The 16,764-nt window shown below is 69.3% G+C and carries 11 protein-coding genes; 5 read left to right on the top strand and 6 right to left on the bottom strand.

Translation table 11 applies throughout. The annotated features are described in order from the left end of the window. Positions 1 to 76 precede the first annotated feature (76 nt). The 5 genes from IFT87_RS03780 to IFT87_RS03760 all read left to right on the top strand — a co-directional run bounded on the left by IFT87_RS03780 (position 77) and on the right by IFT87_RS03760 (position 7,882). Complete coding sequence (locus tag IFT87_RS03780) at positions 77 to 280, top strand: DUF5818 domain-containing protein (protein ID WP_031440577.1); 204 nt, start codon at positions 77 to 79, stop codon at positions 278 to 280. An 86-nt stretch (positions 281 to 366) separates the two neighbouring features. Then, positions 367 to 2,175 carry a DUF885 domain-containing protein gene (locus IFT87_RS03775; RefSeq protein WP_192007570.1) on the top strand — a complete coding sequence of 603 codons (1,809 nt, stop codon included), beginning with the start codon at positions 367 to 369 and terminating at the stop codon, positions 2,173 to 2,175. Between the two features lie 152 nt (positions 2,176 to 2,327). Continuing rightward, positions 2,328 to 3,836 (top strand): ATPase domain-containing protein, encoded by a 1,509-nt coding sequence (locus IFT87_RS03770; protein WP_342211125.1) that lies wholly within the window; start codon positions 2,328 to 2,330, stop codon positions 3,834 to 3,836. A 13-nt stretch (positions 3,837 to 3,849) separates the two neighbouring features. Then, the gene (locus tag IFT87_RS03765) at positions 3,850 to 5,523 is read left to right on the top strand and encodes a response regulator (protein WP_167396739.1); all 1,674 of its coding nucleotides are present in this window, start codon (positions 3,850 to 3,852) and stop codon (positions 5,521 to 5,523) included. A 127-nt stretch (positions 5,524 to 5,650) separates the two neighbouring features. Further along, positions 5,651 to 7,882, top strand: a complete 2,232-nt coding sequence (locus IFT87_RS03760) for an ATP-binding protein (RefSeq protein WP_192007568.1) — start codon at positions 5,651 to 5,653, stop codon at positions 7,880 to 7,882. Here the strand turns inward: IFT87_RS03760 and IFT87_RS03755 are convergent. From IFT87_RS03755 to IFT87_RS03730, 6 genes are all read right to left on the bottom strand, one after another. Next, a complete protein-coding gene (locus IFT87_RS03755) occupies positions 7,879 to 8,451 on the bottom strand; it encodes a hypothetical protein (RefSeq protein ID WP_037532835.1) in 573 nt (190 codons plus the stop codon). The genes IFT87_RS03760 and IFT87_RS03755 overlap by 4 nt on opposite strands. Continuing rightward, complete coding sequence (locus tag IFT87_RS03750; protein WP_192007567.1) at positions 8,451 to 9,620, bottom strand: M48 family metallopeptidase; 1,170 nt, start codon at positions 9,618 to 9,620, stop codon at positions 8,451 to 8,453. The genes IFT87_RS03755 and IFT87_RS03750 overlap by 1 nt, the downstream gene beginning before the upstream one ends. Further along, on the bottom strand, positions 9,617 to 10,363 hold the full coding sequence (locus IFT87_RS03745; RefSeq protein ID WP_037530266.1) for a hypothetical protein: 747 nt from the start codon (positions 10,361 to 10,363) through the stop codon (positions 9,617 to 9,619). Before IFT87_RS03745 ends, IFT87_RS03750 begins: the two co-directional genes overlap by 4 nt. A 182-nt stretch (positions 10,364 to 10,545) precedes the next feature. Continuing rightward, positions 10,546 to 12,432, bottom strand: a complete 1,887-nt coding sequence (locus tag IFT87_RS03740) for a ribonucleoside-diphosphate reductase subunit alpha (RefSeq protein ID WP_409349135.1) — start codon at positions 12,430 to 12,432, stop codon at positions 10,546 to 10,548. 407 nt (positions 12,433 to 12,839) lie between these two features. Continuing rightward, positions 12,840 to 15,512 (bottom strand): EAL domain-containing protein, encoded by a 2,673-nt coding sequence (locus tag IFT87_RS03735; RefSeq protein WP_192007565.1) that lies wholly within the window; start codon positions 15,510 to 15,512, stop codon positions 12,840 to 12,842. Positions 15,513 to 15,588: 76 nt separating this feature from the next. Then, positions 15,589 to 16,587 carry an inorganic phosphate transporter gene (locus IFT87_RS03730; RefSeq protein ID WP_031394897.1) on the bottom strand — a complete coding sequence of 333 codons (999 nt, stop codon included), beginning with the start codon at positions 16,585 to 16,587 and terminating at the stop codon, positions 15,589 to 15,591. Positions 16,588 to 16,764 lie beyond the last annotated feature (177 nt).

The following is a 16,764-nucleotide window of genomic DNA, read 5'->3' as shown; positions in this document are numbered from 1 at the left end:
TGCCAGCGGACCGACGCCGCCGGGGGTTGCGTCGCGCGTCACCTGCGGTATCGCCGCTGGCAGGAGGCCGCGCGCCATGACGACCATCGGAACCAAGATCGACGAGACGGGGACGCTGATCCGTGACGGCGGTGCGTTCTACCTCCGCCGCGACATGGGCGGGCGCTATGAGCTCGAGCTCCACCGCACGCCGGTCGACCTGGTCGAGAAGCGCGTGCGGCTGGTCGGCACGCTGGTCGGCGACGACCTGGTGAATGCGGACGGCGTCTCGCCCGTCTGAGCGCGTAAGTCCCAGATAGCATGGGGCCCGGGGTGGATCGAGACCGCCCGGATGCTACACCCTCCCCCGAATCAGGGGAGTAGTCCATGCATCGTCGTCGGTTTCTAACGAGTGCCGCTGCCGCGTCCGTCATCGGCGCGGTCCCGCTGAAGGGGGCCGCCGCGGCGGGATCGCGCGACGCGGCGCTGCGCACGATGCTCGACCGGTTCTTCTATGCGCGGCTCGACGATTCGCCCGAACAGGCGACGCGGCTGGGGCTCGACACGGGAACGCGCAGCGGGCTGAAGGCGCGGCTCGACGACCAGTCGGCGGCGGGACGTGCGCGCGAGCTGGCGCAGGCGACCAAGGAACTCGCCGAGCTGCGCGCGTTCGGGACGAGCGGGCTGTCGAGCGACGCCGCGCTCGATCACGAGATCGTGACCTATCAGCTGACGCGCGCGGTCGCGGGCGCGAAGCGGTTCACCTATGGCAGCAGCCTCGGGCGGTTCGCGCCCTATGTGCTGAGCCAGCTGACCGGGCCGTATCGCGACGTGCCCGATTTCCTCGAATCGCAGACGCGGGTGCGCGATGCGGGCGAGGCGGATGCGTATCTGCAGCGGCTGTCCGCGCTGCCCAAGGCGATCGACGACAGCAGCGAGCAGCAGCGCAGCGACGCGGCGCGCGGCGTGTTCGCGCCCGATTATATCCTCGACACGACGCTGAAGCAGCTGGGCAGCGCGATGGAGGGCGCGGCGGCGCAGAGCGTGATGGTGACGAGTTTCGCCACCAAGCTGAAGGCCGCGGGGCTGCCCGACGACCGCGTCGCGCGCGCGACCGCGATCGTCGAGCGCGACGTCCGCCCCGCGCTCGAGCGACAGCGTGCGCTGGTCGCCGAGCTGCGCGCCAAGGCGGTGCACGATGCGGGGTGCTGGCGGCTGCCCGATGGCGACGCCTATTATGCCGCGGCGGCGGAGGCCGCGACGACGGTGGCGATGAGCGGGGACGAGATCCACCGGCTGGGCCTCGCGCAGGTCGCCGAGATCGGCGCGCGGATCGACGGCATCCTGAAGACGCAGGGGATGACGCAAGGGACCGTCGGCGAGCGGCTGGTGGCGCTCAACAAGCGGCCCGACCAGCTTTATCCCAACACCGATGCGGGCCGCGACGCGTTGCTCGCGCATCTCAACCGGCAGATCGTCGCGATGCAGGCGCGGCTGCCCGAGGCGTTCGCCAGCCTGCCCAAGGCGCCGGTCGAGGTGCGCCGCGTGCCGCCGACGATCCAGGCGGGCGCGCCGGGCGGCTATTACCAGAACGCCTCGCTCGACGGGTCGCGACCGGCGATCTATTATATCAACCTGCGCGATACGTTCGACCGGCCCAAATTCGGGCTCGCCACGCTGACGCATCACGAGGCGGTGCCGGGGCATCATCTCCAGGTCAGCCTCGCGCTCGAAAGCGAGCAGATCCCGCTGATCCGCCGGCGCGGCTTCTTCAGCGGCTATTCGGAGGGCTGGGCGCTTTACGCCGAACAGCTCGCCGACGAGATGGGGACGTACGAGGGCGATCCGCTGGGGCAGGTCGGCTATCTCCAGTCGCTGCTGTTCCGCGCGACGCGGCTGGTGGTCGACAGCGGGATGCACGCGAAACGCTGGAGCCGCGAAAAGGCGACCGATTACCTGATCGCGACGACGGGGATCGCGCGCGGCCGCAGCCAGGGCGAGATCGACCGCTACACGGTGTGGCCCGGCCAGGCATGCAGCTACAAGATCGGCCACACGGTGTGGACGCGCCTGCGCGACGAGGCGAAGACGCGGCCGGGATATACGCCGAAGGGCTTTCATTCGGTGCTGCTGAAGGGGGCGATGCCGCTCGCGATCCTCGAACGCGTGGTGCGCCGGACGGGGGCGGGGGCTTAAGGCCCCCCAGCTTGCCGACGCGGCCGGACCGCGGTGACTTTTGCAAAAATTCCGCAGCGGAAACTTGTGCGTTGCCGGGGGGTTGTTGGGCGGGGGCTCTCGAACCGGACATGGTCCGGCGCGGCGCCCGGACTGGCCTGGAGAAATGTCGCGTGCGTCAAGAACCGTCATCACCCTCCGACGGGAGCGTCGTATCGACCGGCCTCGACCCGCTGAACTACATCCTCGACGGCGGCTATGCGTATAACCGCGTCCACCTGATCGAGGGCGAGCCGGGGTCGGGCAAGACTACGCTCGGGCTGCAGTTCCTGCTAGCCGGGCGCGATGCGGGCGAGCGGTGCCTGTACATCACGCTGTCGGAAAGCCGCGACGAGTTGCTCCATGTCGCCAAGACGCATGGCTGGGACATGACCGGGGTCGACATCTTCGAACTGGTGCCGCCCGAGCTGAGCCTCGACGTCGATCGCGAACAGTCGATCGTCTATTCGTCCGATCTCGAACTCGGCGAGACGGTCAACATGGTGATGGAGGCGGTCAGCAAGGTCGAGCCGACGCGGATCGTGTTCGACAGCCTGTCCGAAATCCGCCTGCTCGCGCAGGGGCCGCTGCGGTTCCGCCGGCAGCTGCTCGCGCTCAAGCATTATTTCGCGCAGCGCGGCTGCACCGCGCTGTTCCTCGACGACCTGACGCAGACCGAGGACGATCTCAGCCTGCACAGCCTGGCGCACGGCGTCGTCCGGCTCGAACAGATCGCGCTGCCCTATGGATCCGAGCGGCGGCGGCTGCGCGTCTACAAGATGCGCGCGCGCGCGTTTCGCGGCGGCTTCCACGACTTCGTGATCCGGCGCGGCGGGCTGCAGATCTTTCCACGGCTGACCGCGGTCGCGCATCCCGATACGGGTTTCGTCGACCGGCTGGCGTCGAGCGGGATCGAGGAGCTCGACACGCTGTCGGGCGGCGGGCTCGATTACGGGACGACGACACTGATCATCGGGCCGTCGGGATCGGGCAAGACGACGCTGTCGCTGCAATATGTCTTTGCCGCGCTCGAACGCGGGGAAAAGGCGCTGTTCGTCAGCTTCGACGAGACCGAGCGCGTGTTCATGCGCCGCGCGGCGGGGATGGACCTTGACCTCAGCGACCATGTCGCGGCGGGGCGGCTGTGCTTCCGCCAGGTCGATCCGGGCGAATTGTCGCCGGGCGAGCTGACCGGGATCATCCGCGACCAGGTCGAGCGCGTCGGCGCGACGGTGGTCGTGCTCGATTCGCTGTCGGGCTATCAACTCGCCATGCCCGAGGAGCAGCACATGCTGCTGCAGATGCACGAGGTCGTGACCTATCTGAACCAGCAGGGCGTGCTGGGGCTGCTCGTCCTGACGCAGACCGGGATGATCGGGACGATGCAGTCGCCGGTCGACCTGACCTATCTGGCGGATTCGGTGATGCTGCTCAGGTTCTTCGAGGCGGATGGCGCGATCCGGCGGGTGATGTCGTTCCTGAAACGCCGGATGGGTCCGCATGAGGGGACCTTGCGCGAGTTCCGGATCGACAGCGGCGGGATCCGCGTCGGGCCGCAGCTGACCGGGTTTCGCGGCGTGCTGACCGGGACGCCCGAATATGGGGGCAGCGCCGCCCTGCTGACGAACCGTGACGAATCCTGACCGACCGGCCGTGATGACCGACGATTTCCTGGTGGTCGCGCCGACCGGCCGCGACGCCGACGTGACCGCGCAGGTGCTGCGCTCTGCCGATATCGCCGCGGTGGCGGATGCCGACGGGACCGCGCTGTTCGCGGCGATCGCGGGGGGCACGCATGCCGGCGCGATCCTGACCGACGACGCGCTGTCGCGGCTCGACCAGGAGCGGCTGCTCGCAGCGATCGCGGCGCAGGCGCCCTGGTCCGACTTTCCGTTCATCCTGCTGAGCAAGCGCGGCGAACCGCGGCGCGGCGCGCGCGAGGTCGAGGCGGTCGCCAACGTGACCCTGCTCGAACGCCCGCTCCACCCTGCGTCGCTGGTCAGCGCGGCGCGGGCGGCGCTGCGCGCGCGGCAACGCCAGCGGCTGGCGGCACGGCATTTCGAGGACCGCGAAAAGGCACGCGCCGAGCTGCGCGATCTGGCCGACACGCTGGAGGCGAAGGTCGAGGCGCGGACGCGCGAACTGGCGGCGGCGAACGACCGGCTGACCGCGGAGATCGCCGAGCGCGAGCGCGCCGAGGCGCGGCTGGTCCAGGCGCAGAAGATGGAGGCGATCGGCCAGCTGACCGGGGGCATCGCGCATGATTTCAACAATCTGCTGACCGCGGTGATCGGCTCGCTCGACCTGTTGCTGCGGCGCACCGACGACGAGAAGATCCGGCGGCTGGCGAGCATGGCGTTGCAGGCGGGCGAGCGCGGCGCGACGCTGACCGCGCAGCTCCTGTCCTTTTCGCGGCGCCAGCATCTGTCGCCGGTGCCGGTCGAGCCCAACCAGGTGGTGGCGTCGATGGCGGACCTGCTCGCGCGGTCGATCGGGGCGGCGGTGACGGTCGAGCTCGACCTGGCGGACGATGTCTGGCGCGCGATGGTCGATCCGACGCAGCTCGAGGTCGTGCTGCTCAACCTGGCGATCAACGCGCGCGACGCGATGCCGTCGGGCGGGGTGGTGCGGATCGCGACGCGCAACCTGGCCGCGGTGCCCGACGCGCTGACCGCCGAGCTGAACCCGGGCGCCTATGTCGCGATCGAGGTCGCCGATACCGGTGCGGGGATGACGCCCGCGGTGCTGGCGCGCGCGTTCGAGCCGTTCTTCACCACCAAGGGGCAGGGCAAGGGCACGGGCCTGGGGCTCGCGCAGGTCTACGGCTTTGCCCGCCAGTCGGGCGGCACGGTCCGGATCGTCAGCGCGGAGAATGAGGGGACGGTGATCACCTTGTACCTGCCGCGGACGACCGAGGTCGCCGATCCGGTCGCGATCGAGCGGCTGGCCCAGGCGACCGGATCGCGGCAGCGGATTCTGGTGGTCGACGACGACAATGACGTCCGCGGGGTCGCGGCGCAGATGATCGAGGAGATCGGCTATCAGGTGGTCGCGGCGGCGAGCGGGTCCGAGGCGCTGACCGAATTCGGGCGCGCGTCGTTCGACCTGGTGCTGACCGACGTGGTGATGCCGGGCATGTCGGGCGTCGACCTGGCACGGCGGATCCGTGCGGTCGCGCCCGCCATGCCGCTGCTGTTCGCGAGCGGCTATGCCGATGTCGCGACGTTCGGCGACGAACTGGCGGCGGAGACGGTGCTGAAGAAACCCTATCGCATCGGCGAGGTCGCGGCGCGGATCGGCGACGCACTGTCGGCGGAGTCGACGCAGTAGCGCAGGTGACGGACATTGCAGCGTTTCGCGGCGGCGGTGCGGTGTATAGGATGGGGTAAGGCCCGTGCGTGTACGGTGATCAGGGACGCAGGATTTCGGACCCGGGGTGGGGGCAAGGTGGGGCAGCGTGACTGAGCGGCATGGATTCCTGGGCGACGGACCGCTCGCGGCGCTGATCGCTACGTTCGACTGGTCGGCGACCCCGCTCGGCCCGATCGAGGACTGGCCACCGCACCTGCGGACCGTGGTATCGATCCTGTTGCGCGCGCCGGTGCCGATGGCGCTGCTGTGGGGCGAGGAGGGGATCCTGCTCTACAATGCGCGCTATGCGACGATCGCGCAGGACAAGCATCCCGCGATCCTCGGCATGCCGGTGCGCGAAGCCTGGACGGAGGCGGCGGCGTTCAACGACGGCGTGGTGCGCGCCGGGATGGCGGGCAAGACGCGGAGCTATGCGCGGCAGGAACTGACGCTGTACCGCCACGGCGAGCCCGAGACGGTGTTCCTCGACCTCAATTACTCGCCCGTGCTCGATGCGGACGGGGTGCCCGCGGGCGTGCTGGCGGTGGTGATCGAGACGACCGACGCGGTGCTCGCCGAGCGCAGCCTGCGCTGGGAGACGCACAGCCTCGAGACGCTGAACGTCACCGGTGCGGCGCTGGTCGCCGAGCTCGAGCTCGAGCCGCTGATCCAGATGGTCACCGATGCGGGGGTCAAGCTGACCGGGGCGGAGTTCGGGGCGTATTTCCACAATCTGATGGACGAGACCGGCGAGCGGCTGCACCTGTTCACGCTGGCCGGGGCGGAGCGGGCGGCGTTCGAGAAGCTCGGGCGGCCGCGCGCGACCGCGGTGTTCGGGCCGACCTTCCGCAACGAAGGGGTGATCCGCTCGGACGATATCCGCACCGACCCGCGCTACGGCAAGAGCGCGCCGCATTACGGGATGCCGCGCGGGCATCTGCCGGTGCGCAGCTATCTGTCGGTGCCGGTCACGTCGCGCACCGGGGTGGTGCTGGGCGGGCTGTTGTTCGGCCATTCCGAGCCGGGACGTTTCGGCGAGCGGCACGAGCGGCTGCTGGTCGGCGTCGCGGCGCAGGCGGCGATCGCGATCGACAATGCACAATTGTTCAAGGCGGTGCAGGAGGTCAACGACACGCTCGAACAGCGCGTGGCCGAGCGGAGCGCGGAGCTGACCCAGGCGCACGAGGCGCTGCGCCAGGCGCAGAAGATGGAGACGCTGGGCCAGCTGACCGGGGGTATCGCGCATGATTTCAACAATCTGCTGACGGTGATCCGCGGATCGACCGACCTGTTGCGGCGGCCCGACCTGAGCGCGGAACGGCGCGACCGGTACATCACCGCAATCGCCGACACTGCCGACCGCGCGACCAAGCTGACCAACCAGCTGCTCGCCTTTGCCCGGCGATCGTCGCTGACGCCCGAGGTGCTCGACGTCCGCGCCGTCGTCAGCGGGATGACCGACATGCTCGCGACGCTGTCGGGATCGTTCATCGACATCGCGCTGAGCCTGCCCGACACGCCGTGCCTGACGCATGCGGATGCGAGCCAGCTCGAGACCGCGATCGTCAACCTGGCGGTCAATGCGCGCGACGCGATGGCGGGGCGCGGCGCGCTGCGGATCGTGGTCGGGCGCGCGGCGCGGATCCCGGCGGTGCGCGGCCATGTCGCGCGCGACGGGGATTTCGTCACGATCGGCGTGCGCGACACGGGCAGCGGGATCGACCCGGCGCATATCGAGCATATCTTCGAGCCGTTCTTCACGTCGAAGGCGATCGGCCACGGCACCGGGCTGGGGCTGTCGCAGGTGTTCGGGTTCGTGAAACAGTCGGGCGGCGAGGTGATCGTCGAGAGCACGCCCGGCGCGGGCGCGACGTTCACGTTGTACCTGCCGCATGATCCGACCGGCGTGCCGGCGGGGGTCGGCATCGCGGCGGAGGCGCGCGGCGACGGGCCGTCGCTGCGGATCCTGGTGGTTGAGGACAATGCCGCGGTTGGCGACTTCGCAATGTCCGCGCTCGCCGATCTGGGGCATGCGATCGTGTTCGCGCGCGATGCCGAGGAGGCGCTGGCGATCCTGGCGCGGGAGGTGGACGCGTTCGACGTGATGTTCTCCGACGTGGTGATGCCGGGGATGAACGGCGTCGCGCTGGCGCAATATGTCCGCCGGGACTTTCCCGCGATGCGCGTGCTGCTGACCAGCGGGTATAGCGACGTGATCTCGAAGGACGGCGCGCAGGGCTTTGCGCTGTTGCACAAACCCTATTCGATGGCGGAGCTCGCGCGGGCGCTGCATGCGGTGATGGAGGCGGACCGGCCGCTGGCGGCGGGCGCGTTCTAGAGCGCGGCGCTGTCGGTGAGGCGGTGGACGTCGCCGAGCAGCCGGTCGAAATAGTCGGTGCGCGGCGCATCGAAGGTGACGATGTAGAGCAGCCCCGCGACGATCGTCGCGCGTGCCTCGCCCCGGCGCGGCAAATCGTCGGCGTCGACATAGGCATAGCCGAAGCGGATCCCGGCATGGCCGAGAAACGGGTCGGGCGCCGCGGTGGTGAGCCTGAAGTCCGCAATCCCGCCCGCGCTGCGATAGGTCGATTCGAGCAGTTCGGGGATTTCGGCGAGCAGCATCGCGTCGCCGAACCGGGGCAGCGTCCTGCGGCGCCGGGGTTCGCGGAGCAGCGGCTCGCCGGGTGCGATCCCGCCGAACCAGGTGACCGCGTTGAGCCGCTCACCGTCGAGCGTCCAGACCTCGGCCTTGCGGCCCGGTCGGGCGGAGAGCTGGTTCCAGTCGCGCGGCGGGGTGACGGTCATCGTGCGGGCGACGCGGACGGGCTTGCCCTGCGCGCGATAGGCGTTGGCGTCGGCCGGCGCGGGCAGGAGCATGAGGAGGGCGGGAAGCAGCGGGTAGCGCATCAGCGGTCCTCCGGGGCGGCGATCAGGGCCGCGATCATGCCCGCATCGCCGGCGGCGGGGTCGACCGCGAGATAGCGGCGCAGTGCTGCCTGTCCCTCCGCGAGGCGACCGGTCCGGACCAGCGCCAGTCCCAGCCCGCGCTGTGCGGCGGCGAGGCTCGGGTCGAGCGCAGTAGCCTGTGTATAGAAATGTGCGGCGTTGACGAGGTCGCGGGGGTTGCCGCGGGCGCGGTACAGGTCGCCGCGCGCGCGCCAGAGTGCTGCGGTCCAGCCGCGCGCGGCACAGGCGGCGATCAGATAGGCGCTGGCGCCGAAGTCGTTGAGCTTGATCTGGTCGTCGAGGAACTGCGGCAGCCACGGCGCGAGCGCGTCGGCATGGCGGTCGGCGCCGTCGTCGCGGTCCGCCGCGTCGGGCAGCGCGAGCGCATCGAGTGTGGCGGCGCGTTCGGCCTCGGGCGGGTGCGAGGCGTAGAAGCCGATGCGGTCGAGCCGCGGCCGGTGCGCGCCGCGCGCGACCGCGGAGGCCCCGGCCTCGGCGATCGCGTTCTGCCACAGCTGCGCGGCGGCCTGCGGGCGGAGGCGGCTGGCGTTGAGATAGCCGATCCCGAGCCGATCGGCCTCGCGCTCCTGATCGCGCGAGAAGCGGTAGAGCGCGCCATAGACCGATCGGCCGAGCGTGGCGAAGCGGCGGCGCAGATCGGCATCGGGGGCCATCGCGGCGAGCACCGCGCCCCAGCCGAGCAGGTCGGATCCGGTACGCTGCGCCCGGAACTGCGCAAGCGTGTGGCGGCGTTCGAAATGGCCGAATTCATGCCCGAGCACCGCGCCGAGCTCGGCCTCGCTGCGGGCGCGGAGCAGCAGCCCGCTGAACACGCGCATCGTCCCGTTCGCCGCCATGCTCGCGTTGAACAAAGGCACGCGCAGGACATAGACCCGCACGCTTGCACAGCGCGCCGCGCCGACCGTGTCGCAGAGCGCGCGGCGGACATAGGCGTCGAGCGCGGCGTCGCGGATCAGCAGCGGCGACAGCGCGAGCTGGCGCTCGTCCTCGTCCGCCTCGGCCCAGGCGCCGATCTCGTCGACGCCGACCGGTTGATAGGCGCCCGTATAAGGCGGCGGGGCGGGGGCGGTGGCGGCGAGCAGGGCCAGGGCGAGCGCGGTGACGGTCATCGGGGGGCGGGGGTGCTGCCGGGGAAATCGGCGAGCAGTTGCTGGACGCGTGTGGCGGCCCCTTCGGGGGTGCGCAGGTCGCCGCCCATCGCGCGGTCGGCGTTGAGCCAGAGCAGGTCGCCCGTCCGCAGATCGACCAGCCCGGCATAGCCCGCATGTTCGCCAGCGCGGAGCGGGATGCCCGGCCCGAGCATCGCGACGATCTGCAGCAGCTTGCGCCCGGTCGAGCCATAGGCGTCGCTGGTGCTGAGGAAGAGCGCGTAATCGGCGTCGCTCGCGCCGGGCAGCCGCGCGATGCCGGGCCCGAGCGTCCAGTCGAACCGTCCGGCCTGCGTCGCCAGCTTCTTGGTCGGCAGGCGGTCGCCGGCGAAGAACTGATAGCGGATCACCGATTGCGAGACCGCGGCGAACAGCGCGGCATAGTCCGCCACCAGCCGTGCCGCATCGCCGTCCGCTACGGGCGCGGAAATCACGCGGTTGCCGAGCGCCTGTTGCTGCGCGGCGAGTGCGGTTTCGATGTTGCGGCGGGCCTGGTCGGTCCAGTCGCCATTGGGTTCGAACATCCCGCCGGTCGAGCGCGCGCCGACGCGGATGCTCGGGCGGATCAGGAGGATGGTCCTGCCGCTGCCGGCGGGCAGGGTGAAGCCGGTCTTCTGCGCGCTTTTCTGGCGGGCGGCGGCGGGTGGCGCTGGCGTGAGGGCCAGCAGCATGATCGCCAGACGCGTCGCGAGCCTTGTCCCCATCGACGCCCCCCAGCGCGCTGTCCCGGTGACCGGGCTAGGCCGCGCGCACGGGGGCGACAAGCCGCAGACCGGCCCGCTTTGGACCTAGCCCGCGCGCGCACGAAAAAGCCTGTCGCGCTAGCGGCGCGACAGGCTGTTCGATCAGGCGGCGGGCGGGCCCGCCACGGTGATGGGTCGGGGGCTTACTGGCAGGCGAGGCACTCGTCATAATCCTTCGACTCGACGTCGATTTGACGCAGGTCGATGGTGTTGTCCGCCTCGACCCCGCCCGCAAAGCCGGCGCGCTGCACCGACTTGGAGCGGAGATAGTAGAGCGACTTGATGCCGAGCTCCCAGGCGCGGAAGTGGAGCATCAGCAGATCCCACTTCTCGACGTCCGCGGGGATGAACAGGTTCAGCGACTGCGCCTGGTCGATGTACGGCGTGCGGTCCGCGGCGAGTTCAAGCAGCCAGCGCTGGTCGATCTCGAAGCTGGTCTTGTAGCAGTCCTTTTCCTCGGTCGAGAGGAAGTCGAGATGCTGGACCGAACCGCCCTGTTCGAGGATCGAATTCCACACCGCGTCCGAGTTCTTCGACTTTTCGGCGAGCATCTTCTCGAGATACGGGTTCTTGATCGAGAAGCTGCCCGAGAGCGTCTTGTGCGTGTAGATGTTCGCCGGGATCGGCTCGATGCACGCCGACGTGCCGCCGCAGATGATGCTGATCGACGCGGTCGGCGCAATCGCCATCTTGCAGCTGAACCGCTCCATCGCGCCGACATCGGCGGCGTCGGGGCAGGGCCCGCGCTCGATCGCGAGCTGCATCGAGGCTTCGTTGGCCTGCGCGTTGATGTGCTTGAACATCCGCAGGTTCCACGACTTGGCCATCGCGCCTTCGAACGGGATGCCACGTGCCTGAAGGAAGCTGTGGAAGCCCATGACGCCAAGGCCGACCGAACGCTCGCGGCCCGCCGAATAGGCGGCGCGTTCCATGCCGGGCTCGTGGCGGTCGATATAGTCCTGCAGCACGTTGTCGAGGAAGCGCATGACGTCCTCGATCAGGCCCTTCTCGTCCTTCCACTGATCCCAGGTTTCGAGGTTCAGCGACGACAGGCAGCAGACCGCGGTCCGCTCGTTGCCGAGGTGATCCTTGCCGGTCGGCAGCGTGATTTCCGAGCAGAGGTTCGAGGTCGAGACCTTGAGGCCGAGTTCGCGGTGATGCTTGGGCATCGCCTTGTTCACGTGATCGGCAAAGACGATGTACGGCTCGCCGGTCTGGAGACGCGTCTCGACGAGCTTCTGGAACAGCGAGCGCGCGTCGACCGTGGCGCGGATCGCCTGATCCTTCGGCGAGCGCAGATGCCATTCCTCGCCGTTGCGCACCGCCTCCATGAAGGCGTCGGTGATCAGCACGCCGTGGTGGAGGTTCAGCGCCTTGCGGTTGAAATCGCCCGAGGGTTTGCGGATCTCGAGGAATTCCTCGATCTCGGGGTGCGAGACGTCGAGATAGACGGCCGCCGAGCCACGGCGCAGCGAGCCCTGCGAGATGGCGAGGGTGAGCGAATCCATGACGCGGACGAACGGGATGATGCCGCTGGTCTTGCCGTTGAGGCCGACCGGCTCGCCGATGCCGCGGACATTGCCCCAATAGGTGCCGATGCCGCCGCCGCGCGAGGCGAGCCAGACATTCTCGTTCCAGGTGTCGACGATGCCGCCGAGGCTGTCGGGGACCGAGTTGAGATAGCAGGAGATCGGCAGGCCGCGACCGGTGCCGCCGTTCGAGAGAACGGGGGTGGCGGGCATAAACCAGAGCTTCGAGATCGCGTCGTAGAGACGCTGCGCATGGCCGGCGTCATCGGCGTACGCAGACGCGACGCGGACGAACAGGTCCTGATAGCTCTCGCCCGGGAGCAGATAGCGGTCCTTGAGCGTCTCCTTGCCGAATTCGGTCAGCAGCGCGTCGCGGCTGTGATCGACCTCGACCGGGTAGATCTGCGCGCGCACGGAATGGCTGTCCTGCGCCTGACGCGGCGCCTTGGGGGCCTCTGCTGCGGGCGTGTCGAGGGTCTGTTCGATGGTGTCGGTCGTCATGTCGCTATCCCGGCTGCTGTCTCTGAAATCCAAAAGACCGCTCCTAAAATTCTGTAATCGTTCGAATCGGGAGCATATCCCATGCTATCATCGGGCAGATCAAAAGCAGAACGAAAACTGATCGGCAGCGCGTGGTCACGCCTGTCGACAACCAGGGTGGCAGCCCGAGGGGCGCACCGTGTTCTACCAGAGATAGGGCCTGCCGCTGTAAGTAGCCCCCAGATACTGTGCCAATCCCGCAGCGGGTGCAAGCCGCTAGTTGGCCCGTTGCGGCCCTGCCCGGACTGGATTGGGGTGTCCGGACGCGGCGGCGACGGCGCGACGCGTGGATCTGCGCCGGGTTCGCGATACGCAAGCGGATTTCGCGCCTTTCGAAATATTTTCGAGCGAGCCGCGCGCGCCCGCGGTCAGCCCGCGCGGCGCATCCCGCGGACCAGCGGCGGAGGGCCGAGCCGTTCGATATCGACCGGATGGTCGAAGGCGAGCCCGGCGCGGCCGTCGCGCAGCCAGCGAATCTGCGCGCCGATCATCTGGCCGTCGACGAGCTCGATCGAGACCCCGGCGCCGGTCGGATCGCCGCGGACCATCAGCCCCTCGACCATCGCGCCGCTGGTCGAGATGTCGCGGACGCGGACATCGACGAGCGTGTCCTCGACCAGCAGCCGCGCCGAGCGCAGCATCCGCACGCGCGGCGCACGGCTGGTCTTGAACCCGGCGGCGGTCGCCACCCCCGCGGCGGTGGAAAGCTGTTCCATCACCACTTCGTTGAGGACCGGGCGGCCATAGACATAGCCCTGGATATGGCTGCAGCCGAGATCGCGGACGAGCGCGATCTCGTCCTGCAGCTCGACGCCTTCCGCCGTCGTCTCCATGCCGAGCGTGTCGGCGAGCATGACGATCGCCTTGATGATCGCGGCGTTGCGATTGCCGGGCTCGGCCGCGCCCTTCACGAACGACTGGTCGATCTTGATCTTGTCGAACGGCGCGGTGCGTAAGTAGCCGAGCGACGAATAGCCGGTGCCGAAATCGTCGAGCGCGAGCCGGACGCCGATCCCTTTGAGCGCCTTGAACATCTGGTCCGAGGACGCGCTCTCGTCGAGGAAGACGCCCTCGGTGATCTCGAGCTCGAGCCGGTTGGCGGGGAGCCCGGACTGGGCGAGCGCGCTGGTGACGAGGGCTGGGAGCGCGGGGTTGGCGAACTGGATCGGCGAGACGTTGACCGCGACGCGGACGTCGGCGGGCCAGCGCGCGGCGGCGTTGCACGCGGTGCGCAGGACCCAGGTGCCGATCGCCTCGATCAGCCCGCATTCCTCGGCGATCGGGATGAAGTCGGCGGGCGACACGGGGCCGCGGGTCGGGTGGTTCCAGCGGATCAGCGCCTCATAGCCGACGATCCGCGTCGACTTGGTGCTGACGACGGGCTGGTAGCAGAGGTGGAACGCGCCCTCGGTCACCGCGATGCGCAGATCGTCCTCGAGCTGCTTGCGCGATTTCGCCCCCGCCAGCATGTCGTCCGAATAGAAGCGGTGGACGCCGCGGCCATCGGCCTTCGCCGCATAGAGCGCGAGATCGGCGTTGCGGATCAGCGTCTCCGAATCCTTGCCATGCTGCGGCGTGATCGCGATGCCGATCGAACAGCCGATCGAGACCGACGCGCCGCTGATGAAATAGGGTTGCGACAGCGCGAGGATGAGCTCGCGCGACAGGGTGCTGAGCGTGTCGCGGTTGTCGACGCCGGGCAGGACGATCTGGAACTCGTCGCCGCCGAGCCGGCCGACCAGCCCTGCGTCACCGACCACGCGCGTGAGCCGCTGTGCGACCTGCTTGAGCAGCAGGTCGCCCGCCTGGTGGCCGAGCGTGTCGTTGACCGCCTTGAACCGGTCGAGATCCATCAGGAACAGCGCGGTCGGGCGGTAGGGCCCGGCCTGCTGCGCGAGCGTCTTGTCGAGCGACAGCCGCATCCGCTGGCGGTTGGCGAGCCCGGTCAGCCCGTCGAACAGCGCGAGGCGGTTGATCTCGGCATCGGCCTTGCGCTTTTCGGTGAGGTCGAAGCCGGTGCCGATAAAGCCCTGGAAGCGGCCGATCTCGTCGATCACCGGTCGGCCCGACATCGACCACCAGCGCTCGGGCGCGGGGTCGGCGGCGGCGCAGACCGAATAGTCCGAGAAGGAGGTGCGCGACGACAGGTGGAAGGCGAGCGTGCGTTCGGTGCCGGGCGCCTCGCTGTCCATGCGGAACAGGTCGGTGAGGATGCAGCCGACCAGGCCGGACGACGGGTCGCACCCCTCCTCCGGATTGGCCGGCGGCGGGAGCGCGTGCGCGATCTTGGGCGAGATATAGGTGATGCGGCCGCGCCGGTCGGCTTCCCAGAACCAGCCGGGGCCGTAATTCTCGAACTCGGCCATCAGTTTCATCGCAAGCCGGCCCTCGCTCGACTGGTCCGCGTGATCGAGCGCGAGCGCATAGTCGATCCGCGCCATCCGGTAGGCGACCGCGGCAAACCCGGCAAAGGCGGCGATCGCGACGACCGGCGCGATCCCCACGCCCGACAGCAAGGTCAGCATCAGCGCCAGGCCGATGCCGAACCCCAGGGTCGCGGCGCGCACGGCGTAAAGCGTGATCGCGGTGACGCTGATCGCGCCGACGATCGCGACCAGCCCGGCGAGCTCGATCGGCCCACCCGGCAGCTCGACGGTGACCCAGAGCAAGGACAGGAGCGCGGCGGACAGCCCGGCGGCGCAGGTCGCGAGCACCGCATTGCGGCGATGGATCGGCCATTCGCGCAGCGTCCTGCTGCGCACCGTTGCAAAGGCCGCGCCGGACAGCAGGGCGATCACCCCCGCATGCACCGCCACCGCCGCGATCAGCGCCGGCTGTGCCGCCAGCGAGACGCCGAAGACGATCGCCGCGGCGACCAGATGCGCGATCAGCGCGACCGGCCAGACCGCGCCGACCTTGGCGAGGCGGACATGCTGCGCGGCGCTCCACGCATCCTCGTCGCTTTCGACGAGCCCGAACAGGATGAGGCTCGTGGCGTCGGGATGATCGCGGAGAGGAATGGCGGGAGAGCGCGAGAACATTCCGCAAGCGTACCGCATCAGCGGTTGCGCAATTGCCCTCCGATCATGCTTAACAGGCCGTAAGCGCCTGCATTTATCAGATAAATAGCCCAGTCAGCCAATAGGTCGCCGCCCCAATCGCGGCGGCGGCGGGCAGCGTCACCGTCCAGGCAATGATGATGTTGCTCGCGACGTTCCAGCGCACCGCGGACAGGCGGCGCGCGGCGCCGACGCCGACGATCGCGCCGGTGATCGTGTGCGTCGACGAGACCGGCACGCCCCAGAAGGTCGCCGCGAACAGCGTGATCGCGCCGCCGGTCTCCGCGCAGAAGCCCTGCGCAGGGGTCAGCCGGGTGATCTTCGACCCCATGGTGTGGACGATCCGCCAGCCGCCCGACAGCGTGCCGAGCGCCATCGCCGCCTGGCAGGACAGCACGACCCAGAAGGGCACGTGGAACTCGCCGCCGAGCAGCCCCTGCGAATAGAGCAGCACCGCGATGATCCCCATCGTCTTCTGCGCGTCGTTGCCGCCATGGCCGAGCGAATAGAGCGCGGCGGAGATCAGCTGGAGCTTGCGGAAGCGCTTGTCGACGCCGAGCGGGGTGAGCTTGAGGCTGGTCCAGGCGACCAGCAGGACGAGCAGCAGCGCGAGCAGCAGCCCGACCGCGGGCGAGACGAAGATCGCGCTGACGGTCTTGATCACGCCGCTCCAGACGATCGCGCCGAAGCCGATCTTGGCGACGCCCGCGCCGAGCAATCCGCCGATCAGCGCGTGGCTGCTGCTCGAGGGGATGCCGAGCACCCAGGTGATGACGTTCCACGCGATCGCGCCGATCAGCGCGGCGAAGATCACCTGCGCGTCGATCACCTGCGCATGGACGATGCCCGTGCCGACGGTCTGCGCGACGTGGAGCCCGAAGACGGCAAAGGCGATGAAGTTGAAGAACGCCGCCCAGAGCACGGCATATTGTGGTTTCAGCACACGCGTCGAGACGACCGTCGCGATCGAGTTCGCGGCGTCGTGCAGCCCGTTGAGGAAATCGAACAGCAGCGCGATGCCGATCAGGCCGATGAGGACCGGGAGCGAGAGGATCATGCGGCTGCCTCGAACGCGGTGTTACCACCCCGGCGGAGGCCGGGGCCCAGTTGGAGAGGTCGCAGTAACTGTGCGCTGCCCTCGGCCATGGTCGTTCCCCAACTGGGCCCCGGCCTTCGCCGGGGGGGTGCCTTGGGGAAGGTCGCGGGCTGAAACGACGCGTAACGAACGGTCGAT

The sequence above is a fragment of the Sphingomonas sp. CFBP 8765 genome, from assembly GCF_014841445.1.
Taxonomy (GTDB): domain Bacteria; phylum Pseudomonadota; class Alphaproteobacteria; order Sphingomonadales; family Sphingomonadaceae; genus Sphingomonas; species Sphingomonas aerolata.
The sequence above is the reverse complement of the archived record's forward strand: the minus strand, read 5'-3'. Positions and strand labels throughout refer to the sequence as shown.

What these genes read in the sequence shown, in the direction of transcription:
- IFT87_RS03740 (WP_409349135.1), bottom strand. Translation starts at nt 12,432, where the DNA reads ATGACGACCGACACCATCGAACAGACCCTCGACACGCCCGCAGCAGAG.
- IFT87_RS03765 (WP_167396739.1), top strand. Translation starts at nt 3,850, where the DNA reads ATGACCGACGATTTCCTGGTGGTCGCGCCGACCGGCCGCGACGCCGAC.
- IFT87_RS03745 (WP_037530266.1), bottom strand. Translation starts at nt 10,363, where the DNA reads ATGGGGACAAGGCTCGCGACGCGTCTGGCGATCATGCTGCTGGCCCTC.
- IFT87_RS03775 (WP_192007570.1), top strand. Translation starts at nt 367, where the DNA reads ATGCATCGTCGTCGGTTTCTAACGAGTGCCGCTGCCGCGTCCGTCATC.
- IFT87_RS03735 (WP_192007565.1), bottom strand. Translation starts at nt 15,512, where the DNA reads ATGTTCTCGCGCTCTCCCGCCATTCCTCTCCGCGATCATCCCGACGCC.
- IFT87_RS03730 (WP_031394897.1), bottom strand. Translation starts at nt 16,587, where the DNA reads ATGATCCTCTCGCTCCCGGTCCTCATCGGCCTGATCGGCATCGCGCTG.
- IFT87_RS03750 (WP_192007567.1), bottom strand. Translation starts at nt 9,620, where the DNA reads ATGACCGTCACCGCGCTCGCCCTGGCCCTGCTCGCCGCCACCGCCCCC.
- IFT87_RS03755 (WP_037532835.1), bottom strand. Translation starts at nt 8,451, where the DNA reads ATGCGCTACCCGCTGCTTCCCGCCCTCCTCATGCTCCTGCCCGCGCCG.
- IFT87_RS03780 (WP_031440577.1), top strand. Translation starts at nt 77, where the DNA reads ATGACGACCATCGGAACCAAGATCGACGAGACGGGGACGCTGATCCGT.